Here is a 24572-nt window from a genome sequence, read left to right as displayed (position 1 = left end):
TATAAAAACAGTATTTGTTTTAAGAAATTAATTACTTTTAGTCCTGTGAAAATATTTCTAAAATTGGTTTTGGAATTAATGAGTTGTAATATCTGCTTTTAGATAGATATCCTTAATTATCTGCTTTTTTGTAGATATTATTGATTATCTGCTTTTTAATAGATATATTTACATACTAAATACAAAATTATGTTTGCAGTAATCACAGGGGATATAGTTCAATCACGACAATCGGCAGTAGAAGTCTGGATTAATCTATTGAAAGACATTTTGAATCAATACGGTTCTAGTCCTAAGGATTGGGAAATTTACCGTGGTGATAGTTTCCAGATTATAACCACTCCAGAACAAGCCTTGAATTTGAGTTTTATTATCAAATCATATTTGAAAAGTAAGGAAATCAATGTTCGAATGGCAATAGGAATTGGAGAAATTGATTATAGAACGGATAAGGCAACGGAATCAAACGGAACTGCATTTGTCAATTCTGGAACTTGTTTTGATGCTTTGAAAAAGCAAACATTGGCACTACAAACACCATGGAATCCATTGAACACGACTTTAAACATCATGTTGGATTTAGCAACTATAACCATGGATAAATGGACTGCTAAAACAGCCGAAGTGGTTTGTTTTAAATTTCAGAACCCTACGATGAATCAAAAAGACATAGCCAAAAATTTTGATAATAAAAGACAAGGAAACATTAGCGAAGCCTTAAAAAGAGGCGGTTATGATGAACTGAATCAGTTGTTAAACTATTACCAACAAAGCATCCGCGAATTATGTTAACACTATTAATCCCTTTATTATTCGCGCATTTTGCAGGCGATTTTTTGCTGCAACCGGATAAATGGGTCAAAGCTAAATCGGTTGCCAAACACCGACCTAAATTTTTACTGTATCATGTAGGAGTGCATGCTTTGGTGTTATTGATTGCTTTGCAATTTCAATTACAATATTGGTTGGGGATGCTCACGATAGTCATCACACATTTTATAATCGATTGGATTAAATTAAAATGCCAAAACAAAAAAAATGAAATTATCTTATTTTTTGCAGATCAATTATCACATTTAGTAGTTATTGCGACAGTAGTTTACTGTTACGAACCTTTTGTGTTTGATACCAAAATACTATCCATTTCAAAAATATTATTATTCATAATGGCCTTAGTCCTGCAAACGCAAGTAACGGCAATCATTATCAAGGTTTTATTGTCAAAATGGAAAATGAAAGACGAGAACCCCAATCAAGCCGGAAAGTACATCGGAATGTTGGAGCGATTATTTATTTTTTCATTTGTTCTCATGAATTATTGGGAAGGCATAGGCTTCTTATTGGGTGCCAAATCTATTTTTCGTTTTGGTGACCTAAACAATGCCAAAGACCGTAATTTGACAGAATATGTATTAATTGGTACCTTGATTAGTTTTGGACTAGCGATGCTAATTGCACGTGGTTACCAATACATAAACCTATATTTATAACTCACCTCTATATGATAAAAAAGAACTCTTTTTTAGTTATTGTAATAACTTTATTGACAACCAGTACATCCTTAAAAACACAAGCACAAGAACGCGCAATAGAAGTTAGCTCTATTCGTAATTCGGATAAATCGGTAGACATCCAGTACCAAAAAAACAAACCTGGTAGTTATACTATAAAAGTAAAATTCTCTAACATAAGCAATACATTTGCGTCCGATTATGAAGATGTGATCCAGTATGGCTCTGGAACATTAATAACTTTAAGACCTCAAAACAGTAATCTGGATATTGGATATAGTTATAATTACAGCTATAGTATGGGCAACCAAAAACCAAAAGTAGACAGCTTATTTCAATATTTACTTCCATTCAAAAAAGGAAAAAAAGTAACTGTTTATGAAAGCACTAATTTAAATGAAGAATACTTTGGTGCTGAAAAGGTAGACAGTTGGAAATCTTATCACATCACAAGTACGACAGCAGACAGTATTTTTGCCATGCGCAAAGGAATTGTGGTAGACCTTAAAAATGAATACCAAACAGACACAGTGACCAATATGGTTTATACCAGCAAAAAAAACACCCTTTTAATAGAGCATGAAGATGGTACTTATGCCGCTTATAAAGGATTTAAAAAAGATAGCTTCAAAGTAAAACTAGGAGATATTGTCTATCCAAATACAATGTTAGGAGTACTTGACAGATTCAATAATAAGCGGTATGTTTTGCATTTTAATATTTATTATCATGATCAAAGTCGCATCGTTGACAATACAAATGCTACTCTAAAAACAGCCAAAAGTACCCATGCTTTTGTAACGCCCTATTTTTTTACCAAAGAAGGCTTAATCAAAATAGTACCCAAAAGTAGTTTTACCTCCGAAACAAATGAGAGTATTATAACAAAGGAAATGTCAAAAAAGGAGATTAAACAACACTTAAAAAGTAAAACAATATAAACAGAATAATTTGGGCGTGACCGGCCGAAAAAAGCCGGTCGGGCTATTCGCTGCAATCTTGTGGGGGCATAAATGCCAGCCCCCACAAGGATTTCCACTTTTATCCCTCACGCAAACGCATCTCATAATACATTTTCAGATACAGAATTTAGTTTATTATTCGAATCAAGTATTCAAATGGTTCGTTAACCTCTATATTTTCTTAACCTTTTTCTAGGTGTTTTGAAGTTCTATTACTAGATGCTGAAATTGGGTTTTGAACAAAAAAATAATATAAATTTATAGCTTATCACTTATTTTTTCCTTAAATTTAGGCATAACATAAAACCATCTATTATGACCGTAAATCAAATATTAAGCGAAAAAGGCAATGAAGTTCATTCCATACTTTCTACCATTACAGTTTATGAAGCTTTGAGAATAATGGGGGAAAGAAATATTGGTGCTGTTCTCGTTATTGAAGATAATATTTTGAAAGGAATACTGTCTGAAAGAGATTATGCTCGAAAAATTGTATTGATGAATAAAGCTTCAAAGGAAACCTTTGTTCATGAGATCATGGATAAGGAAATTATTACGGTAAAACCAACTGATGATATAGATTATTGTATGGATTTAATTACCAATAAGAGAGTTAGACATTTACCTGTTTTGTTAGACGAACAAGTAATTGGAATCGTCTCTATTGGTGATGTTGTAAAATCAATAATTGAATTACAAAAAAACACAATTGATCATCTTGATTCTTACATCCACGGGACTAAAGCTCAATAACTACTAAATTTACCATAACTTAGAAAAATGCTTTATGGCAACAATTTTTCTTTCTATTCTACTTTTAGCATTAGGAATTGCTGGAATTGCCATCAAAATCCTAGTTAAAAAAAACGGACGCTTTTCCGGTACTTGTAGCAGTAATAATCCTCTGGTACAAGGTGACGGAGAAGCGTGCGGAATTTGTGGTGCTAAACCACAAGAAAAATGTAAATCTTAATTCAATTCTTTAATTTGTTCCTTTAAACTTTCAGAAGTATGGGTTTTCCATTGCCCATTTTCGTCATAAATAAAATAAACCTCCAGTTTTAAACTTTTGTTTTTTTCAAGAAAGTCAATCGATTTGTTTAAACCCATCACCATAAAAGCAGTGGCATAGGCATCAGCTGTAATTCCATCATCAGCAATTACTGTGGTGCTTAGTAAATTATGTTTGGCAGGATAACCCGTTTTTGGATCAACAATGTGCGATAGTTTTTGATTACCTTCAATATAAAATTTTCGATAATTACCAGAAGTCGCTAGTGCTCTATTGTTTAAATTGATGATGGCTTCTAATTGTCTTTCTTCAGTAGGTTGGTCGATACCAACTTTCCATTCTTCATTTTCTTTTTTTCCTTTAGCTTTGATTTCTCCACCCAATTCAACTAGATAATTATTGATTCCTTTAGTTTCCAAAAAACCAGCCAGGACGTCAACAGAATAACCTTGTGCAATGGCATTAAAGTCAATTTTAATTTCTGGATTTGCTTTTATGATTTGATTATTCTTTAAAAAAACATTTTTATAATTTACCAATTGCAGTAAACTATCCACTTGGGTTTTACTCAACGCATTTTTATTTGTAGGTCCAAATCCCATAGCGTTGACCAAAGGGCCAACTGTAATATCAAAATTACCTTCTGTTTTTTGAGATACTTCCACAGCTTTATTAAAAACAGTTTTGAAATAATCATCTACAACAACATTTTCTTCATTGTTGTTTATTCTAGAGATAATCGAATTGGGAAACCAAGTTGACATGGAATTATCAATATCCGTCAATAGGGAATCGATTTGCTTTTTGTACTGGATGCCATCCTGAGACAAATAAGTAATATGGTAGGTTGTACCTTGCGAATTCCCTTCTAATTTTATTGTTTCATTTTTATCGGAACTGCAACTCGTTAACATTAGTAAAGTGCCGAGAAGAAGGAAAAGTGTTTTTGTCATAAAATTATTTTGTTTTGCCACGAAGCCACTGATTTACTAGTGTTTTACGTTCTTAACTTAATTAGAAAGATAAAGAAGTTTTTTGTGTCTTTGCGCCTTTGTGTCTAATAAATTCTTTAACCTCCAAAATCATCAAATGCAATGTTCTCTTGAGGAACTCCTAAATCGTCCAGCATTTTAAGTACAGCAGCATTCATCATTGGTGGTCCACAGATATAATATTCTACGTCTTCTGGAGCTTCATGATTTTTTAAATAATTTTCGAATAATACATTATGAATAAAACCAGTATATCCTGTCCAATTATCTTCCGGTAATGGTTCCGAAAGTGCAATATTGTAATCAAAATTCGGAAATTCTTCTTCTATTTCCTTATATTCTTTAGTGTAAAAAACTTCCCTGGAAGACCTTCCACCATACCAAAAACTTACTTTTCTGTCTTTTTCTTTTAAAGTATGAAAAATGTGAAATAAATGAGAACGTAAAGGCGCCATTCCTGCTCCTCCGCCTATATAAATCATTTCTCTTTTTGTGGGCTTAATATGAAAATCTCCAAAAGGCCCTGAAACATTGACTTTATCACCAGGATTTAGTGAAAAAACATAAGAAGAGGCAACACCGGGATTTAGTTTCATAAAACCGCCATTTTTCCGATCGAATGGGGGAGTCGCCAATCGAACGTTGAGCATAACAATATTGCCTTCTGCTGGATGATTTGCCATGGAATAAGCTCTAAAAATAAATTCTGTATTTTTCATTTTTAAATTCCAAATCCCAAATTTATCATAGTCCTCTTTGAAACGACTATCAATTTTGTAAAGATCCTTTTCAAAGTCTACTTCGCATTCCGGAATATCAATTTGAATGTAGGAGCCTGATTCAAAGTTTAAAAATTCACCTTCGGGCAGTTTAACCACTAATTCTTTGATGTAAGTAGCCACATTGTTATTAGAAATAACTTTACATTCCCATTTTTGGATACCCAAAATGCTTGCAGGTATAACGATTTCCATATTCTGTTTTACCTTTACTTGGCATCCCAATCTCCAATTATTTTGCTGTTCTTTTCTAGAAAAATACGGTGTTTCAGTGGGTAATATTTCGCCACCACCGGAAAGCACTTGGCATTTACAAGTCCCACAGGTCCCACCACCACCACAGGCAGAGGGTAAAAATATTTTTTTATTGGACAACGTAGTTAGTAAGGACGAACCTGCTTCTGTTTCAATTTCATCATCTTCGTTTATAATTATCTTGACTAAGCCCGAAGGAGTAAGCTTTGATTTGGCATACAGAATTAAAGATACAAGCAGCGTAATGAAGAGTAAAAATACAATTACGCTACTGATTATTGTTGTGCTATTTATATCTAATACTATCATTTTTAATTTGATTATAGATTTATATCGAAATCCCCATAAAACTCATAAACGCAATAGCCATTAGTCCTGTCAAAATAAACGTAATCCCCAAACCTCTCAAAGGTGCAGGAACATTAGAATATCGTAATTTTTCTCGAATTGCAGCTAAAGAAACAATCGCTAGAAACCATCCTACACCAGAACCAAAGGCAAAAACAGTAGCTTCTCCCAACGTTCCATATTCTCTTTCTTGCATAAATAATGCACCTCCTAGAATAGAGCAGTTTACCGCAATAAGCGGCAAGAAAATTCCTAAGGACGTGTATAATGCGGGAGCAAATTTCTCAACAATCATCTCTACTAACTGCACGATGGAGGCGATGGTTGCAATAAACATAATAAAACTTAAAAAACTTAAATCCACGGTTTCAAAGTCAGACGATAACCATTGTAGTGCCCCTGCTTTTAAGACAAATTTTTCTAGGAGATAACAAATAGGTACCGAAATGGTTAAGACAAATGTTACTGCAAGTCCTAGTCCAACAGCACTTTTTACCGTTTTTGAAATGGCCAAATAGGAACACATGCCCAGAAAATAGGCAAATATCATGTTCTCAATAAAGACTGCTTTTATAAATATATTGATGTTTTCCATGGGAATAAGTTTAATCGTTCTTCACTTGATTACTTCGATTCAATTAGTTTTTGATTTCGGCTTCTTTGGATCCAGATAAGAATCCCCACAATGATCAAAGCCATAGGAGGCATGATAACAAGGCTATTGTTAAAGTACCCTAATTTATAAATGGATTCTGGAATAATACGATAACCCATTAATTCACCAGAACCAAATAATTCCCGAATCATAGAAACGATGACTAAAATTAAACCGTAGCCAAAGCCGTTACCGATTCCGTCCAAAAAGGAGCGCCAAGGTTTGTTGGCCATAGCAAAAGCTTCTAAGCGGCCCATGATAATGCAATTGGTAATGATTAATCCAACAAAAACGGATAACTGCTTACTGACATCGAACACAAAAGCTTTTAGAAATTGATCGACCAATATTACCATTGCCGCAACAACCGTTAGTTGAACGATAATTCGAATTCGGTTTGGAATAATATTTCGAATCAATGAAATAATAACATTGGAAAAAGCACAAACAACTATTACTGCAAGCGCCATCACAATTGAGGGTTTCATTTTTACGGTAACTGCCAATGCAGAACAAATCCCCAATACTTGAACCGTAATGGGATTGTTATCATTTAGTGGGTCGTATAAAAGTCTTTTATTTTTTGGTGAAAATAAAGGCTCTTTTTCCTTTTTAGGTTTTGCAGGAACTGCGATTGTTTCTTTGCTCATATCCTGTTATTTTAGTTTGTAGATGCTACAGCTTCTTGTTTTTTGAAATAAGGAATGTAATTGTTTACTGTTCGTTTTATCATTTCAGAGACTCCTTTACTGGTAATAGTTGCTCCCGAAATCGCATCTACACCGTGAGTGTCATCTGGTTTTGCACCGCCTTTGATTGCGGTAATAGAAACAAATTTCCCAGTTTCATCTAGTATTTTCTTACCAACAAATTGCTGCTGAAATTTCTCGGTAGCTATCTCGGCACCCAATCCAGGTGTTTCACTTTTGTGAGCAAAACTGACTCCATAAACCGTATTCATGTCGCTTTCTAGTGAAATGAAACCCCAAATAGGTCCCCACAATCCTTTTCCTCTTATCGGAATAATGTAAAATGGTTTTCCGTCTTTGTTACAAATAAAGAGTGGAAACAGCTGCTCATCTGCTTTTCCGGTTTTGGCTTTGTCCAATTCTTTTTTGAGATCGATGTCAAAAGCAGCGACACTTCCCGCAACTTCTTCACCCTTATTATTCAATACAATTTGTTTGGTAATGTATTGGTTAAAAGCGGCTTCGGTACCTGCAGTTTCAGTAGGAATAGAAACACTCGTCAATATGTTTTTCATCTTTTCGATGCGAATATTTTTATCCTGAAAAGGCGCAAGGCTAATCGCAGTTACTGATAGCAGTATCGCGATAACCACCACCATAACGGAAGAAAAAATAAACGTGGCTTTGTTGCTGTCTTTATCCATTTTGATTTTTTATTGAGGAAACTCTTTTTAGTCTTTTTTTGATATTCGCTTCTACTACATAATGGTCTATCAATGGCGCCATAACATTCATAAATAAAATGGCCAACATCATTCCTTCTGGGTAAGCAGGATTGAAAACCCTAAAAAGAATCGCCAGCAGTCCGATTAAGAAACCATAAATATATTTTCCAGTATTGGTTTGTGCTGCACTAACGGGATCAGTTGACATAAAAACGGCACCAAAGGCAAATCCTCCCAATACCAAATGATGCAGTGGACTGATTTGCATTAATGTATTCAGTCCAAAAAGATTAAAAATCAATGCCATCAAAAATCCACCCGCAAAAACCGAGGTCATAATGCGCCAACTTCCAATGCCTGTGTACAATAAAATAGCGGCGCCAATCAAACAGGCAAGGGTAGAGGTTTCCCCCACCGATCCCGGAATAAAGCCCAAGAAAGAATCCATTATACTTGGAATCTTTTCGGCATATCCTGCTGCGGCGTCACCCAAAGCGGTAGCTCCACTATAAGCATCTACAACCGTTTGCCCTTTTTCGGTGCTCGTATTGATCCAAACTTCGTTACCAGACATCTTGGTAGGATACGCAAAAAATAAGAATGCTCTAGCCGTAAGCGCCGGATTCAAAACATTCATTCCAGTACCTCCAAAAACTTCTTTCCCTATAATAACAGCAAAAATCGTCGCCACCGCCAGCATCCACAGCGGTACATCTATCGGCATAATAAGCGGAATCAACATTCCCGACACCAAAAAACCTTCGTTAATTGTATGTTTTCGAATTATGGCAAACACAAATTCCGTGGTTAATCCAGCTCCATAAGATACTAGTACTAAAGGAAGTACTTTAATCGCTCCAAAAATAAAATTATCCAGTAGCGCAACATTCTCCATTCCTAAAGCCAAATGATGTTGGTACCCAATATTCCACATTCCAAACAACAAACACGGAATCATAGATAGCACCACCAAAATCATGGTGCGCTTCAAATCAATCGCATCACGAACGTGCGTACCCTTGCTTTTGGTAGTATGGTTGGGAACAAACAAGAAGGTTTCAAACGCATCAAAAGCGGGATAGAATTTCTCTAGTTTTCCCCCTTTTTCAAAATTAGGTTTGAGATTGTTTAGTAAGTTTCTAAGTGGCTTCAAATTCAGATGTTTTTTTTAATTGTTAAATTTGGTAACTGTTAGATTGTATAGTATAGATTGTATAGTATTTAAGTTTAAAATGCTAATGTGTAACTTTAATAATTCGTTTTGTCAGGCTGAGCTTGTCGAAGCCCATTTTTTTAACTGAGATATTGTCGTTTTCACAATTTTCTTTTTTGCTTGATCAACCTTCGAATGTGCTCAGAGTGATGGAAACAAAAATCACTAAAACTCAAACAACTTTACTTTTTATCATTGACGCTTTTCTTAAACAAGATGCTCTCGTTTTCATAATTTTCTTTTTTGCTTGATCAACCCTTCGACTTCGCTCAGGGTGACGGAAACAAAAAAATCAAGTCTTCCGTTCACTCGTCGGTCAAATTAGTTTTCGAATCCTAAAAGAAAAGAACCCTCCGCCGCGGCGGATCAAACCGCTTTTCTTTTTACGGATTCTTCAAACATTTGACACTCGACTGCGGCAACGAATGACATTAAAATCTCGTATGTAATAACGATTACATTCAACATTAACAACAATTTTAATATTGTATCAAATCGACTTAAATGATCTTCAATTAAGGCTTGCTTTAAACTTTTGATAGACAAAAATTTTATATTTCTTATATGTCTTATATGGTTTAAAAAAACAGCAACAGTAACACTCCAGCTTATATGTTCATCAATTAAGGCTTGCCTTAAACTTATTATAGATAAAAATTTATAATTCTTATATGTCTTATATGGTTTAAAAAACAGCAACAGTATCACTCCAGCTTATATGTTCTTCAATTAAGGCTTGCCTTAAACTTTTTACAGACCAAAATCTTATAATTCTTATATCTCTTATATGGTTTAAAAAAACAGCAACAGTATCACTCCAGCTTATATGTTCTTCAATTAAGGCTTGCCTTAAACTTATTATAGATAAAAATTTATAATTCTTATATGTCTTATATGGTTTAAAAAACAGCAACAGTATCACTCCAGCTTATATGTTCTTCAATTAAGGCTTGCCTTAAACTTTTTACAGACCAAAATCTTATAATTCTTATATGTCTTATATGGTTTAAAAAACAGCAACAGTATAATTCTATCTTTTATGATCTTCTATCTAAACTTGTCACAAACAAAAAAAACTTATATGACTTATATGGTAAAAAAAAAATCAACTAAACTCCTTTCGCACCATATCCAATCCATGCCTGATGATCTCCTGCGATTTAATCTTCGATGTACACACCAACTCGCAAAGCGCAAAATCCTCCTCAGCAACCTCATAGATTCCTAATTTCTCCATCATGTCGATGTCTTCAATCAAGATAGATTTCAGTAATTGCACCGGATAAATATCCATCGGAAACACTTTTTCATATTGTCCTGTCATCACAAACGGACGTTCCTCACCGTGTAAATTGGTGTTCAAATCGTGTTTTTTGTTAGGTGTCAACCAAGAGAAAAAAGTACGCGAAACGCTAAATTTATCCAATCCAGGTGCCAGCCAACCCATAAATTCATATTCATTTCCTTCTGGAATCACCGTCACTTGCGAATCGTAAAAACCCAAATAACCATCAGCAGCTACTTGCGTTCCCGACAAAATCGAACCACTTATAATGCGGTTATCGCCTTTTTTAAGTCCAGCGTCTGTAAGTATATTTTTGAGGGACGAACCCACAATTGTTTTATAATATTTAGGAGAACTAACCTGCGAACCCGTCACGGCAATAATTCGCAAAGGATCATAAATTCCTTCTGTAAAAAGTTTTCCGATGATAACCACATCTTGTGGATGCAAGTACCAAACGATTTCGCCTTTGTTAATTGGGTCAATGTGGTGAATTTGCACACCTACATTTCCCGCAGGATGCGGTCCCGAAATCGTATTGATTTGCACTTTTTGCGCACCTCTAAATGCAGGAGCAGGGGAGCTGTTGGCTTTTACATTCAAATGGATTTTTCCCGTACTGAGTTTTTGCAAAGCATCAATTCCCGTTTGAAAATGAGATTCTTTTCCCGATAGCACAAAATCATTATCTGGCGCCAACGGGTTGGTATCAAAAGCCGAAATAAAAATCGCTTTTGGGCTATCGCTAGGATTCGCAATCGTGCCATAAGGACGTTGGCGGATAAACGGCCAAACACCCGATTGCAACAATTGGTCAGTGATTTCTTTTGGAGAAAGATCGTTGGGATTCGCTTTGGTAAAACTGCCGTATTTCACGGCTCTGTCAGCAAGGATTTTTATCTCGAGGATGACCCTTTTGGCACCCCTTATAATTTCGATCACCTCGCCACTCACAGGAGCACAAAACCGAATCGCCTCATTGTTTTTATCATAAAACAACGGACTACCCGCCACCACATTCGCACCTACTTTTACCAACATTTTGGGCGTAAGTCCCACAAAGTCCTTTGGTTTTAGAGCAAACACTTCGGCAACAGGAAGTTCCAAAAGGGACTTTTCAGCTTCACCAATCAATTTGAGATTCAATCCCTTTTTAATCTTTATAGATGCACTCATATAGTAACTTAGGTTTTAGTGGTCGTACTTATGATCTTCGGGTAAACAGTTGCAATTTTAGTAGGCTATAGGATAATGGGTATTAGTATTATGTTAAAAAACAACTGATTAATGCACTAATTTAGTCAATTTTCGCAAAAAAAACAACACCAAAATCATTTTTAATTAAAGAATAACCTAGAACAGCTCAAAATGCGCAATATCCCAAAGAAATGATTCCCAACAGAATCGCTTTCTCTTCTTTTTTAGGAGCAGAAGGATTTGGGTTTTCAAATTACGAGTCGTCCTGCTCTATGCTGTATCTCTTGTTCCACTATCGTTACACAAGAGGATGCCGCGGCGATCAGGGCTAAAATTTTCGTATTGTTTTTTTATTTACGTTTTGTAAGATTAATTTATATATTTGGGTAAAAATGATAACATTAATAATAACAAAAACATACGTATAAGATGCCAATTAGGAATAAAACTATTTTATTTTAAGAGTGTATGGTATTTGTGCGCAAGTAGTTGAAACATTTGTCTATGATAATAAAGTTTGAGATACAAGGCCTATGGTTTTTGCCTGAAAATAAAGAAAAACGAGTTCCCGGCACTTTGCGTTTTGATCCTGTTGAAGGTGCAACACTTGAATTAATTGGAAGTTTTGACGACTTCGGAATACTTCATAGAAAACATCAATCCGAAGCATTTATCATTCTGGGCTTGTCTATTAACAGCGAATATATAACTCTCTATAATTGTTTCAACGTTGCAAGACGTGGACAAACTTATCGGAAAGGCAACGAATCGGGTCCAGCTTTCGAGAAGTACATCGTAAACTTCATTTTAAAAGGACATCATTTTGAAACTGAAGAATCTTTACAATTCAATGAGATAAAAAGTTCAATGCAAAATTTTGACGAATGGTTAAATATTACTGGATTTAAGCATTCCGAAAACATTGACAACTTAAGTGAAAAATCAATACGTGTAGACTATAAGCTACCAGAAAATATTGCATTTGAATTGCACGATAAGTTCACAGGAAAGTTTGTGTTTTCTAGTACTTCGCCTACGTACAGTTCGCTGAAATTGGAATCTATAACTCAACATGTTGAAATTGAAATCGGCTCAAGCGAAAACATACCATTAGAAGATATTAGAAAATTATTAGCGCGTTTCCAAAATTTTTTGATTATGGGAATTTACAGAAGTGTATTTCCAACATCAATAACTTTATATAACAGTAATATAAAAAATGATTACGGACAATCTGGAAAGTACCGGAAACCGATAGAATTTTTCCAAACTACATCCAAAAGGAAAACTCGAAATGAACTACATCCTTGGGAGATGCTATTTAATTACAAAAAAATTGAAAATCTTTTTCCTATAGCCATAAAAAATTGGTTCGAAAAATATGAAAAATTGAAGCCAGCATTCAGTTTACTTTTTGAGCAATTTTATAATGAATCCAAATTTTCAGAAAATACATTCTTAAATCTAGCACAAGCTCTAGAAACGTTGCATGCAAGACTTTATAACCATACAAAAATTCCAAAAAAAGACTATACAGAAATGAAGACCGAAATTTTAAATTCAACTCCAGCGAAATATCATCCTTGGTTAAATGAGCAGTTTAATTTTGGTAATCATCTTAACTTGCATCAACGGTTAAACGAGTTGATAGACAAATATTCAAACGAAACACTCAAAGAGTTAATTCCTGATCAGAATGCTTTCGTAAAACAAATTAAAGATTTAAGAAACTATTATACTCACTATTCAACTGGATTAGAAAAACACCTAATTTCTGAACGAGATTTAATGTTATTGTCTGAGCGAATGAAACTGGTTTTGGTAATCGGACTGCTACATGAAATTGGATTTCCAAAGGAAACTGTTGATCATTTACTGGAGAAAGTCAAGAATAACTTCAATCATTTAAAAGTCGAATAGGTTGCCCAGCTCTACAAGGTGTTCCTTGTATCAACAAAATATAATTATGGAATGCTGTGCGAAGTCTCCTGACTTCGCACCCGCAACAGTATTCAAATTTCTTTTATCATAGTTAGTAAAATAGCTGTGCTTTTTAAATTAATTTCTAGAAGCTTAAAAAAATGGAACAGTCAATTGGATTGGGTACGAAGTCGGGAGACTTCGCACAGCAACACGGATTCGATTAGCCTCACGAACTTTTTAATGATGTTATTTTGCGAAATGTTACAATAAAAAAATATACTAGTATCAACAAAATATAATTATGGAATGCTGTGCGAAGTCTCCTGACTTCGCACCCGCAACAGTATGCAAATTTCAATTAGCACAGTTAGTAAAATAACCGTGCTTTTTTACATTAGTTATCTAGAAGTTTAAAAAATTAGAACGGTTAATTGGATTGTGTACGAAGTCGGGAGACTTCGCACAGCAACACGATTTTTTTTAGCCTCACGAACTTTCTAATGATGTTATTTTGCGAAATGTTACAATAATCAAAATTCCTTGTATCAACCAAAAATTATTATGGAATGCTGTGCGAAGTTTCCTGACTTCGCACCCGCAACGGTATTCAAATTTCAATTAGCACAGTTAGTAAAATAACCGTGCTTTTTTACATTAGTTATCTAGAAGTTTAAAAAATTAGAACGGTTAATTGGATTGTGTACGAAGTCGGGAGACTTCGCACAGCAACACGGATTCGATCAGCTTCACGAACTTTTTAATTTTGTTATTTTACGAAACGTTACAATAACTAAGTATGCTTGTATCAACAAAATATTATTATGGAATGCTGTGCGAAGTCTCCTGACTTCGCACCCGCAACAGTATGCAAATTTCAATTAGCACAATTAGTAAAATAGCTGTGCTTTTTTACATTAGTTTCAAGAAGCTTAAAGAATTGGAACGGTCAATTGGATTGGGTACGAAGTCGGGAGACTTCGCACAGCAACACGGATTCGATTAGCCTCACGAACTTTTTAATGATGTTATTTTGCGAAATGTTACAATAAAAAAATATACTAGTATCAACAAAATATAATTCTGGAATGCTGTGCGAAGTCTCCTAACTTCGTACCCGCAACAGTATTCAAATTTCAATTAGCACAGTTAGTAAAATAGCTGTGCTTTTTACATTAGTTTCTAGAAGCTTAAAAATTGGAACGGTCAATTGGATTGGGTACGAAGTCGGGAGACTTCGCACAGCGACACGGATTCGTTCAGCCTCACGAACTTTTTAATGATGTTGTTTTAGGAAACTTTTCAATAACTAAATATTCTAGTATCCTCAAAATATTATTATGGAATGCGGGTGCGAAGTCTCCTGACTTCGCACCCGCAACAGTATACATATTTCAATTAGCACAGTTAGTAAAATAGCTGTGCTTTTTTACAATAGTTTCAAGAAGTTAAAAAAAACAGGAATGGTCAATTGGATTGGGTACGATGTCGGGAGACTTCGCACAGCAACACGGATTCGTTCAGCTTCGCGAACTTTTTAATTTTGTTATTTTGCGAAACGTTACAATAACTAAATATTCTGGTATCAACAAAATAGTATTATGGAAAGCTGTGCGAAGTCTCCTGACTTCGTACCCGCAACAGTATGCAAATTTCAATAAGCACAGTTAGTATAATAGCTGTGCTTTGTTATATTAGTTTCAATAAACTTAAAAAATTGGAACGGTCAATTGGATTGGGTACGAAGTCGGGAGACTTCGCACAGCAACACGATTTTTTTCAGCCTCACGAACTTTTTAATGATGTTGTTTTGGGAAATGATACAATAACTAAATATCCTTGTATCTTCAAAATATTATTATGGAATGCTGTGCGAAGTCTCCTGACTTCGTACCCGCAACAGTATGCAATTTCAATTAGCACAATTCGTAAAATAGCTGTGCTTTTTACATTAGTTTCTAGAAGCTCAAAAAATTGGAACGGTCAATTGGATTGGGTACGAAGTCGGGAGACTTCGCACAGCAAGACGGATTCGTTCAGCTTCACGAACTTTTTCATGATGTTATTTTGGGAAACGTTACAATAATCAAATATTCATGTATTAACAAAATATAATTATGGAATGCTGTGCGAAGTCTCCTGACTCGCACCCGCAACAGTATTCAAATTCCAATAAGCACAGTTAGTAAAATCTGTGCTTTTTTACATTAGTTTCAAGAAGCTTAAATAATTGGAAAGGTCAATTGGATTGTGTACGAAGTCGGGAGACTTCGCACAGCAACACGGATTCGATCAGCTTCACGAACTTTTTAATTTTGTTATTTTACGAAACGTTACAATAACTAAGTATGCTTGTATCAACAAAATATAATTCTGGAATGCCGTGCGAAGTCTCCTGACTTCGCACCCGCAACAGCATTCAAATTTAAATTAGTACAGTTAGTAAAATAACTGTGCTTTTTTACATTATTTTCAAGAAGTTTAAAAATTGGAACGGTCAATTGGATTGGGTACGAAGTCGGGAGACTTCGCACAGCAACACGGATTCGCTCAGCCTCACGAATTTTTTAATGATGTTGTTTTGGGAAATGTTACAATAATCAAATATCCTTGTATCTTCAAAATATTATTATGGAATGCTGTGCGAAGTCTCCTGACTTCGTACCCGCAACAGTATACAAATTTCAATTAGCACAGTTAGTAAAATAGCTGTGCTTTTTTACATTAGTTTCTAGAAGCTCAAAAAATTGGAACGGTCAATTGGATTGGGTACGAAGTCGGGAGACTTCGCACAGCAACACGAATTCGTTCAGCCTCACGAACTTTTTAATTTTGTTATTTTGTGAAACGTTACAATAATCAAATATTCTAGTATCAACAAAATATTATTATGGAACGCTGTGCGAAGTCTCCTGACTTCGCACCCGCAACAGTATGCAAATTTCAATTAGCACAGTTAGTAAAATAACCGTGCTTTTTTACATTAGTTATCTAGAAGTTTAAAAAATTAGAACGGTTAATTGGATTGTGTACGAAGTCGGGAGACTTCGCACAGCAACACGGATTCGATCAGCTTCACGAACTTTTTAATTTTGCTATTTTACGAAACGTTACAATAACTAAGTATGCTTGTATCAACAGAATATAATTATGGAATGCTGTGCGAAGTCTCCTGACTTCGCACCCGCAACAGTATGCAAATTTCAATTAGCACAATTAGTAAAATAGCTGTGCTTTTTTACATTAGTTATCTAGAAGTTTAAAAAATTAGAACGGTTAATTGGATTGTGTACGAAGTCGGGAGACTTCGCACAGCAACACGGATTCGATCAGCTTCACGAACTTTTTAATTTTGCTATTTTACGAAACGTTACAATAACTAAGTATGCTTGTATCAACAAAATATAATTATGGAATGCTGTGCGAAGTCTCCTGACTTCGCACCCGCAACAGTATGCAAATTTCAATTAGCACAATTAGTAAAATAACTGTGCTTTTTTACATTAGTTTAAAGAAGCTTAAAAAACAAGAACGATCAATTGGATTGGATACGAAATCGGGAGACTTCGCACAGCAACACGGATTCGTTCAGCCTCACGAACTTTTTCATGATGTTATTTCCTGAAACGTTACAATAATCAAATATGCTTGTATCAACCAAATATAATTATGGAATGCTGTCCAAAGTCTCCTGACTTCGCACCCGCAACAGTATGCAAATTTCAATTAGCACAGTTAGTAAAATAACCGTGCTTTTTTACATTATTTTCAAGAAGTTTAAAAAATTGGAACGGCCAGTTGGATTGTGTACGAAGTCGGGAGACTTCGTACTCGTAATGATGTTCAAACAAACGTACATTTATTTAAATAAATTCTTAAATTAGATTAAAAAAACAAATGCAAGAAGGATATAAAATTAGAGACCAATCGTTACCACATTTTATTACTGCTACTGTTGTTGATTGGGTAGACGTGTTTACTAGAAAAACCTATAGGGACATAGTTATAGAAAGTATTGAGCACTGTATAAAGCATAAAAGTATGATTTTGTACGGTTATGTTATTATGAGTAATCATATTCATATAGTTATACAATCTAGCGATGGAAAGTTGTCTGATTTGTTGCGTGATTTTAAAAAATTTACTGCAACAAAAATTATTGAAAAAATAAAAACAGATCCAGAGAGTCGACGTGAATGGATGTTAGAACGATTTAAAAATTCAACAGAAACTCACAGTAGAAACAAAAATTATCAGTTTTGGCAATATGGCAATCATCCTGAAGAAATTTATAGTGACAAATTCATGTGGTCGAAATTAGATTATATTCACCTAAACCCTGTTCGTGCAGGAATTGTAGAAAAAGCATCACACTATCTTTATTCTAGCGCCAGTAATTATGTTTCTGATAATGGATTACTAAAAATTAATAAAGCTGATTTACCAGTAGTTGATGTCCTGAATTTGAATAATTTTACTAAATATAATCAATATTAGAGCGAAGTAAATTGCTATATAAAATTAGAGCGGGACTTAGTTGCGTATCGGTCATATAAAAAAAACTCTTTACTTAATTATCATTTCAAAGTACAGTCAAAAATCTTAAATTGCCGTTTATTACAAATAGTATTAGCATCCTATAATTGTACATGAAAACAACAATAAAACATACTTTTATCTTTATTATTTTGCTTTTTACGGCAACGGTAAACGCACAAAAGACAACCATCGATTTTATACAAAACGATATACAATCAGCTGTGGTGGAGTCCAAAGCGACGAAAAAAAACATTTTTGTAATGGTTTATGCCAGTTGGTGTGTGCATTGCAATAAAATGAAAAGTACCGTTTTGACAGATCCTGCGGTTATTACATTTTTCAACGACAATTTTGTCAATGTAATGATGGACTCTGAAACCTTACAAGGAAAAGAATTCATGAAAAGATTCAACATAAAATCCTATCCCACTTATGTATTTCTGGACGAAAAGGAAACACATATTTACAGTTCGGGCGGTGAATTTACTTCTGAAGCTTTTATAATAGAAGGTCAAAAAGCGTTAAATCCATACAATCAGCTGCCTTTTTTGGAAAAGCAATTCAATCAAGACAGAAGCAATCCTGATAAATGTTTTGCCTATTTATATACTTTAAAGAAAAGCATTGATGCCGAGAAAAGCGATGAAGTGACGGGCCAATTTTTGGCAACGCAGTCCAAAGAACAACTTTTTACGCCTATGAATTGGAAAATTGTAGCTTATGGTGTAAACGATTTGAATTCGAAATCCTTTGATTTGATGGTAAACCATCAAGCCGATTTTGCCAAAGTTTCTTCTCCCAAAAGAGTCGAAACCAAGATTGTAGATGTGGTCAAGAGAACGTTTGCTACGAGCATGAATAGTTTGGATTCGATCAACTATTCCAAAACTCGAATAATTGCAAAAAATATTAAATTATCCAAAGTAGATTCCTTGGTTTTTAGAAATGATTTACAAATGTATGAGGGAATCAAGAATTGGAAAAAATACCAAGAAACGACTCTAGAATCGGTTTCAAAATTCGCTTGGAGCGATTATTCTATCCTTAACGGAATCACCAAAAATTACAACAGCTATATAAATGAAACAGAAAGCTTGAAAACTGCCATTTCATGGGCGAAAAGAGCGGTAGAATTGAACAATTCTGCTGAAACTATTTTACTATTGGCACGATTACACCATAAAATTGGTGATAAAAAGGCAGCCATTGAAAATGCCAGAAATGCAAAAGCTACAATTGTTGCTATGGGTTGGAGTACTAAAGAAATTGATGCTTTTTATGGGGAGTTGGGGATAAAATAACTTTACACATTAAAATTCCTTTGCTTTTCGTCATTAGGATGAACAGCCAGTTCCTGTTTTTAGGGAAAGTAATCACGTTTGTTAAGTCGTACTTCAATTTTTCGTTTTGTTCAACTTTCTGTGCTCTTTGCAAAGTGATTGCCACGCTTCGCTCGCAATACTCTACATAGTTTTGCTTCTTTTTAATTGATTGTCTGAGATTCCTATCTCATGTCAAGTTTGTGTATTTTTTATGCTTTTATAAAATAACTTATATGCACTTAGTTTTACTTAGGTCTAAAAATTTTAGAAAACCAAAAAGGAAAAACTTATATGGCTTATATGGTTAAAAAAATTAAGCGCAATGTGTGATTACCAAGCTTAGCTTGCAATGACTTTGAGTTGGATTTACGCTTCAAACCATCGTAATTATGAAAACAAAAACTTCCTAATTAGCCCTGATCGAAACGGCATCCTTTATGGCTTTCTTTTAAAGCCATAAAGATACAGTGCAGAGCAGGAGGGAACGTATTTTGAAAATCAAATCTTCTGCTCCTAAACAAAAAAAAGCCACTAAGTACGAATACTCAGTGGCTTTAGAATCAAATTAACCAAAATTAATTCCGTACAGGGAATTTACTATTGCCATCCGCCACCTAAGGCTCTATACAATTGTATAACGGCTTTGTATTGTTGATATTTATTGTCGGCGAGATTTAATTGTGCGTTGAGTGCATCATTTTTGGAGGTTAAAACCTCTAAATAATTGGCTAGTCCGTAAGTCAATAATTCTTCTGAAAAGCTAGAAGCTTTTGTCAACGAGGCTACTTGTTTTTCTCTAACAGAAATCTTGTACGACTCGTTTTTGTATTGCGCTAAAGCATCTGAAACTTCTTTACCAGCGGTTAAGAGCGATTGCTCAAACTGTAAATAAGCTTTTTCTTGATTGGCTATGGCAATTTCATGCTTGGTTCTAATTTGTCTTTGATTAAAAATTGGTTGTGTTAATCCTGTAATTACAGAGGCAAAAATAGAATTGGCGCTCAACCATTTTTGGATATCAATACTTTGCAAACCTACATTTGCATTGACTTTCAAAGAAGGATAAAAACTGCTTTTGGCCACATTTGTCATTTCAAAATTGGTGATCAAATTGTACTCTGCAGCAATAACATCGGGTCTGTTACGTAATAAACTGGCTGCCACACCTACATTAAGATCTGACTGCAGGGGATAAGCACTAAAAGTAGATCGCTCTATTTTTGTAGGTCCTTGTCCTAAAAGTACACTAAGCGTATTTTCTAGTAAAATAGTGCTGTTTTTTAAATCCGCTAGAATCAATTCTGTTGCGAATTTTTGCGCTTCGGTTTGTTTGACACCTACTTCCGTAACCGATCCTGCTTTTTTCAAAGCAAGAATGGTTTCGATACTTTGCTCTCTGTTTACCAACGTGTTTTCGGCAATTTTAATTTGCTCATCGATGGCTAACAACTGATAATATGTAGAAGCTATAGAAGCAATAAGTTGCGTTTTAATCGCTTGATTGGCTGCTTGTGTTTGCAAAAAGGAAGCTTGCGTTCCTCTTTGGTTACTTCTTATTTTCCCCCAAATATCCGCTTCCCAAGACAAACTTCCATACAGTTGGTATTGGTCTACCGAAGTGTTGTTTACAATAGCACCAAACTGACTGTTTTTTGACAGTTCAGTATGCGTCCAGTCTGTAGAAACACTTAGGGTAGGGAAGTAACCTGATTTTCCTTGTTTCATGGTTGCCTCAGCAGCCGCGAGATTTTGCATGGCAATGCGAATATCTAGATTGTTTTCTAACCCTTTTTGGATATATCCTTGCAAAAGAGGATCTGTAAAGATTTTGTCCCAACTTAGATTGGCCATCGAAAGTGAATCGGTTGTAGCTTGTTCTGTGCGGTACAAATCGGATGTTTTTACATCCGGTCGTTGATAGTCTTTGGCAACAAAACACGCTTGCATTAGGGTTGCCGTGACAACGAGAACACCTACTTTATATATTTTATTTTTCATTTTAATTTTCTAAAGTATTAACATCTGTTTCATTAGCTACCGGTAACGGTTTGATCGAAACCTTTTCTTGCAACGTTTGGAAAACGATAAACAAAATTGGAACTACGAATACTCCCAAAATAGTACCGATTAACATTCCGCCAATTGCTCCTGTTCCAATCGCTTTGTTTCCTACAGCTCCTGCTCCTTGAGCCAACATCAATGGTAATAAACCAAGGATAAAAGCAAATGAAGTCATCAAAATAGGACGTAAACGAGCTACAGAACCCTGCACTGCTGCTTGGGTAATGCTCAATCCTTTTCGACGTGCATCGGCAGCAAATTCTACGATCAAAATCGCATTCTTGGCTAGTAAACCAATCAACATGATTAAGGTAATCTGGAGGTAAATATTGTTACTAATATTAAAGAAAAAAGCAAAAATATAAGCTCCTGCTAAACCAATTGGCAACGAAATTAATACTGCAAATGGCAAGATGTAACTCTCATATTGTGCCGCTAGTAAGAAATAAACAAATACTAAACACAATAAGAAAATGAACAAGGTTTGACTACCTGCGCTAATTTCCTCACGGGTCATTCCTGAGTACTCATATCCATAACCAAGTGGTAAACTTTGAGCAGCTACTTCTTCAACCGCTTTAATCGCATCTCCACTACTAAATCCTTCATTTGGCGCTCCCGTAACTTTAACAGAAGTAAACAAGTTGAAACGATCAATTGCTTGAGGTCCAAAAGTTTTTTCTAGTGTAACAAATTGCGAAATAGGCGCCATTTGTCCGTTATTATTTCGAACCATTACTTTATTCAACGATTCTGGATCGCTTCTAAATTGAGGCTCTGATTGGTACATTACACGGTATTGTTTTCCGAATTTATTGAAATTGGAAGCATAAACTCCACCGTAATATCCTTGCATGGTTCCTAAAATATCGGTCACTGTAAGTCCCGATTTTTTGATCGCTGCCACATTCAAATCAATTCGATACTGAGGGAAATTTGGTGAAAAGTTCGTTGCCGCATATTTCACTTCTGGACGACTATTTAAGTCTGCCAAGAATTTATTTTTCACCTCGTTTAGTTCTTGAATCGTTCCCCCTTTTTGATCTTGCAATTGGAATTCGAAACCATTCGAATAACCAAAACCAGTCAAAGTAGGACGAGCAAAAAACAATACTTTAGCATCTTTTATAGTAGCAGCACGTTTGAACAATTCTTGGACTAAGGCACCTGCTTCTTGATTGGCTTCTTTACGATCTGCCCATGGTTTTAATTTCAAAATAACCATTCCGTAGTTACTACCAGTTCCACTAATCAAACTACGTCCAGAGATACGAAGTACTTCTTTTACTTCTGGCATATCTTTTACTTTATCTTGAATTTGTACCAAGATTTCTTCGGTTCTTTCTAATGAAGTTCCTGGTGCCAATGAAACATCTGAAAGGATTGCTCCAGTATCTTCACTAGGTACGAAGGCTTTTGGAGTGATGTTTAATAATAAAACAAATATTCCAGCAAAAACGGCAATTCCAAGGAATGCTAACCATTTACGTTTTACCAAAAATTCAACCGATCTTTTGTATTTCGACGTTGTGCTTTCAAAACCAACGTTAAAGGCCGTATAAAAACGGTCCATAAATCCGCTATGCGTCTTTTTATCATGAGGTTTTAAGAAAATAGCACACAAAGCAGGGGATAAGGTCAAGGCATTAATTGCAGAAAGTACAATGGCAATCGCCAATGTTAATCCGAATTGTTTGTAGAAAACCCCAGCCGAACCACTAATAAACGAAACCGGAATAAATACCGCTGCCATTACTAAGGTTATCGAAATGATGGCACCACTAATATCACCCATGGCGCTATGAGCCGCCTTTTTGGGATCGTTTTCTCCAGCTTCCATTTTGGCATGCACGGCTTCGACGACTACAATGGCATCATCGACTACAATTCCGACCGCGAGTACTAAGGCAAAAAGTGTCAATAAATTGATGGTAAAGCCAAACAAACTTAGGAAAAAGAACGTTCCAACAATAGCAACGGGTACTGAGATAGCAGGAATCAAAGTAGATCTCCAATCTTGTAAAAAGACGAAAACTACTAAAAACACCAATATAAAAGCTTCAATTAATGTATGAACCACTTTGGTAATCGACTCTTCCAAGAAGTCGTTGGCATTAATTAAGGTAGCATATTTTACTCCTTTTGGAAAGTTTGCAGACGACTGCTCTAATACTTTCAATGAACCTTCAATCACTTCCTGCGCATTGGAACCTGCTGTTTGTGCAATCGCAATCGCAATAGATTGATTTCCGTTGGTGTACGAATTACTAGCGTAGTTTACCGCTCCTAATTCAATTCGAGCAACATCACTTAATTTTAGTACTTCTCCATTTGGAGTAGAGCGAACAATGATTTCCTCAAACTCTTGGGTACTTTGTAAACGCCCTTTGTATTTTAAGGTATATTGAAAAGATTGATCGGCATTTTCTCCTAATTGTCCAGGAGCAGCCTCAATATTTTGTTCTGCTAATAAAGCAGTAATATCAGACGGTACTAAACCATAAGCTCCCATTACGTCTGGTTTTAACCAAATACGCATCGAGTAATCTCTTTGTCCAAATATGATCGCTTCTCCAACACCTGGTACACGCTTCATTTTCGGAATAAGGTTTATGTTGGCGTAGTTTTGAAGAAAAGTAATATCATATTCAGGATTTTCACTGTATAAAGATAAAATCAAGATATTATCACTTTGTCTTTTTGACGTAGTAACCCCTGCTTTTGTAACTTCTTGTGGTAACAAAGAAGCTGCACGAGCAACACGGTTTTGAACATTTACCGCCGCCAAATCGGGATTGGTACCCAATTTGAAATAAATGTTTATCGATGCCGAACCATCATTATTGGAAGTAGAAGTCATATAAGTCATGTCTTCTACACCATTAATTTGTTCTTCTAATGGAATTACTACCGAGTTCATTACCACTTCGGCACTTGCTCCTTGGTAAGTTGCAGAAACGGATACTGTAGGTGGCGCTATTTCTGGATATTGTGAAACGGGAAGCGAGATCAATCCTAATACTCCCAGTATGACAATGATAATAGAAATCACCGTTGACAATACGGGCCTGTCAATGAATTTTGAAAACATATTGTTTATTTTTATT

Annotated in this window: 17 protein-coding genes; 8 read left to right on the top strand and 9 right to left on the bottom strand. The window is 35.2% G+C overall.

From position 1 onward, the window contains the following. Positions 1–189 precede the first annotated feature (189 nt). The 5 genes from ABZP37_RS12895 (at position 190) to ABZP37_RS12875 (ending at position 3446) form a co-directional block, all read left to right on the top strand. On the top strand, positions 190–792 hold the full coding sequence (locus ABZP37_RS12895) for a transcriptional regulator (RefSeq protein ID WP_366183536.1): 603 nt from the start codon (positions 190–192) through the stop codon (positions 790–792). Next, positions 786–1490, top strand: coding sequence for a DUF3307 domain-containing protein (locus ABZP37_RS12890; protein WP_366183535.1), 705 nt, complete (start codon positions 786–788; stop codon positions 1488–1490). Before ABZP37_RS12895 ends, ABZP37_RS12890 begins: the two co-directional genes overlap by 7 nt. Before the next feature lie 11 nt (positions 1491–1501). Next, on the top strand, positions 1502–2452 hold the full coding sequence (locus ABZP37_RS12885; protein ID WP_366183534.1) for a hypothetical protein: 951 nt from the start codon (positions 1502–1504) through the stop codon (positions 2450–2452). Positions 2453–2788: 336 nt separating this feature from the next. Beyond that, positions 2789–3226, top strand: a complete 438-nt coding sequence (locus tag ABZP37_RS12880; RefSeq protein WP_366183533.1) for a CBS domain-containing protein — start codon at positions 2789–2791, stop codon at positions 3224–3226. A gap of 34 nt (positions 3227–3260) precedes the next feature. Continuing rightward, positions 3261–3446, top strand: a complete 186-nt coding sequence (locus ABZP37_RS12875) for a membrane or secreted protein (RefSeq protein ID WP_366183532.1) — start codon at positions 3261–3263, stop codon at positions 3444–3446. On the opposite strand, the gene ABZP37_RS12870 is transcribed toward ABZP37_RS12875, so the two are convergent. The 7 genes from ABZP37_RS12870 to ABZP37_RS12840 all read right to left on the bottom strand — a co-directional run bounded on the left by ABZP37_RS12870 (position 3443) and on the right by ABZP37_RS12840 (position 11602). Next, complete coding sequence (locus ABZP37_RS12870; RefSeq protein WP_366183531.1) at positions 3443–4438, bottom strand: FAD:protein FMN transferase; 996 nt, start codon at positions 4436–4438, stop codon at positions 3443–3445. The genes ABZP37_RS12875 and ABZP37_RS12870 overlap by 4 nt on opposite strands. 116 nt (positions 4439–4554) lie before the next feature. After that, entirely contained in the window at positions 4555–5820 is a 1266-nt protein-coding gene (gene nqrF / locus ABZP37_RS12865; RefSeq protein WP_366183530.1) for an NADH:ubiquinone reductase (Na(+)-transporting) subunit F, read from the bottom strand. 19 nt (positions 5821–5839) lie between these two features. Further along, positions 5840–6454, bottom strand: coding sequence for an NADH:ubiquinone reductase (Na(+)-transporting) subunit E (gene nqrE / locus ABZP37_RS12860; RefSeq protein WP_366183529.1), 615 nt, complete (start codon positions 6452–6454; stop codon positions 5840–5842). Between the two features lie 29 nt (positions 6455–6483). After that, positions 6484–7164, bottom strand: coding sequence for an NADH:ubiquinone reductase (Na(+)-transporting) subunit D (locus ABZP37_RS12855; protein WP_366183528.1), 681 nt, complete (start codon positions 7162–7164; stop codon positions 6484–6486). Between the two features lie 11 nt (positions 7165–7175). After that, the gene (gene nqrC, locus ABZP37_RS12850) at positions 7176–7907 is read right to left on the bottom strand and encodes an NADH:ubiquinone reductase (Na(+)-transporting) subunit C (protein ID WP_366183527.1); all 732 of its coding nucleotides are present in this window, start codon (positions 7905–7907) and stop codon (positions 7176–7178) included. Then, positions 7900–9081, bottom strand: a complete 1182-nt coding sequence (locus tag ABZP37_RS12845; protein WP_366183526.1) for an NADH:ubiquinone reductase (Na(+)-transporting) subunit B — start codon at positions 9079–9081, stop codon at positions 7900–7902. The genes nqrC and ABZP37_RS12845 overlap by 8 nt, the downstream gene beginning before the upstream one ends. 1165 nt (positions 9082–10246) lie before the next feature. Continuing rightward, positions 10247–11602 carry a Na(+)-translocating NADH-quinone reductase subunit A gene (locus tag ABZP37_RS12840; protein WP_366183525.1) on the bottom strand — a complete coding sequence of 452 codons (1356 nt, stop codon included), beginning with the start codon at positions 11600–11602 and terminating at the stop codon, positions 10247–10249. 525 nt (positions 11603–12127) lie between these two features. Here ABZP37_RS12840 and ABZP37_RS12835 point away from each other — a divergent pair. From ABZP37_RS12835 to ABZP37_RS12825, 3 genes are all read left to right on the top strand, one after another. Beyond that, on the top strand, positions 12128–13543 hold the full coding sequence (locus ABZP37_RS12835) for a HEPN domain-containing protein (protein ID WP_366183524.1): 1416 nt from the start codon (positions 12128–12130) through the stop codon (positions 13541–13543). A 3897-nt stretch (positions 13544–17440) separates the two neighbouring features. Further along, positions 17441–18040 (top strand): transposase, encoded by a 600-nt coding sequence (locus tag ABZP37_RS12830; RefSeq protein ID WP_366183523.1) that lies wholly within the window; start codon positions 17441–17443, stop codon positions 18038–18040. A gap of 152 nt (positions 18041–18192) precedes the next feature. Beyond that, positions 18193–19383, top strand: a complete 1191-nt coding sequence (locus ABZP37_RS12825; protein WP_366183522.1) for a thioredoxin family protein — start codon at positions 18193–18195, stop codon at positions 19381–19383. Positions 19384–20001: 618 nt separating this feature from the next. Here ABZP37_RS12825 and ABZP37_RS12820 read toward each other — a convergent pair. Together ABZP37_RS12820 and ABZP37_RS12815 are read right to left on the bottom strand one after the other, a co-directional pair. Next, entirely contained in the window at positions 20002–21402 is a 1401-nt protein-coding gene (locus ABZP37_RS12820; RefSeq protein WP_366183521.1) for an efflux transporter outer membrane subunit, read from the bottom strand. A gap of 1 nt (position 21403) precedes the next feature. Then, positions 21404–24556 (bottom strand): efflux RND transporter permease subunit, encoded by a 3153-nt coding sequence (locus ABZP37_RS12815; protein WP_366183520.1) that lies wholly within the window; start codon positions 24554–24556, stop codon positions 21404–21406. Positions 24557–24572 lie beyond the last annotated feature (16 nt).

It is taken from the genome of Flavobacterium ovatum, from assembly GCF_040703125.1.
Classification (GTDB): Bacteria; Bacteroidota; Bacteroidia; order Flavobacteriales; family Flavobacteriaceae; genus Flavobacterium; species Flavobacterium ovatum.
The sequence above is the reverse complement of the archived record's forward strand: the minus strand, read 5'-3'. Positions and strand labels throughout refer to the sequence as shown.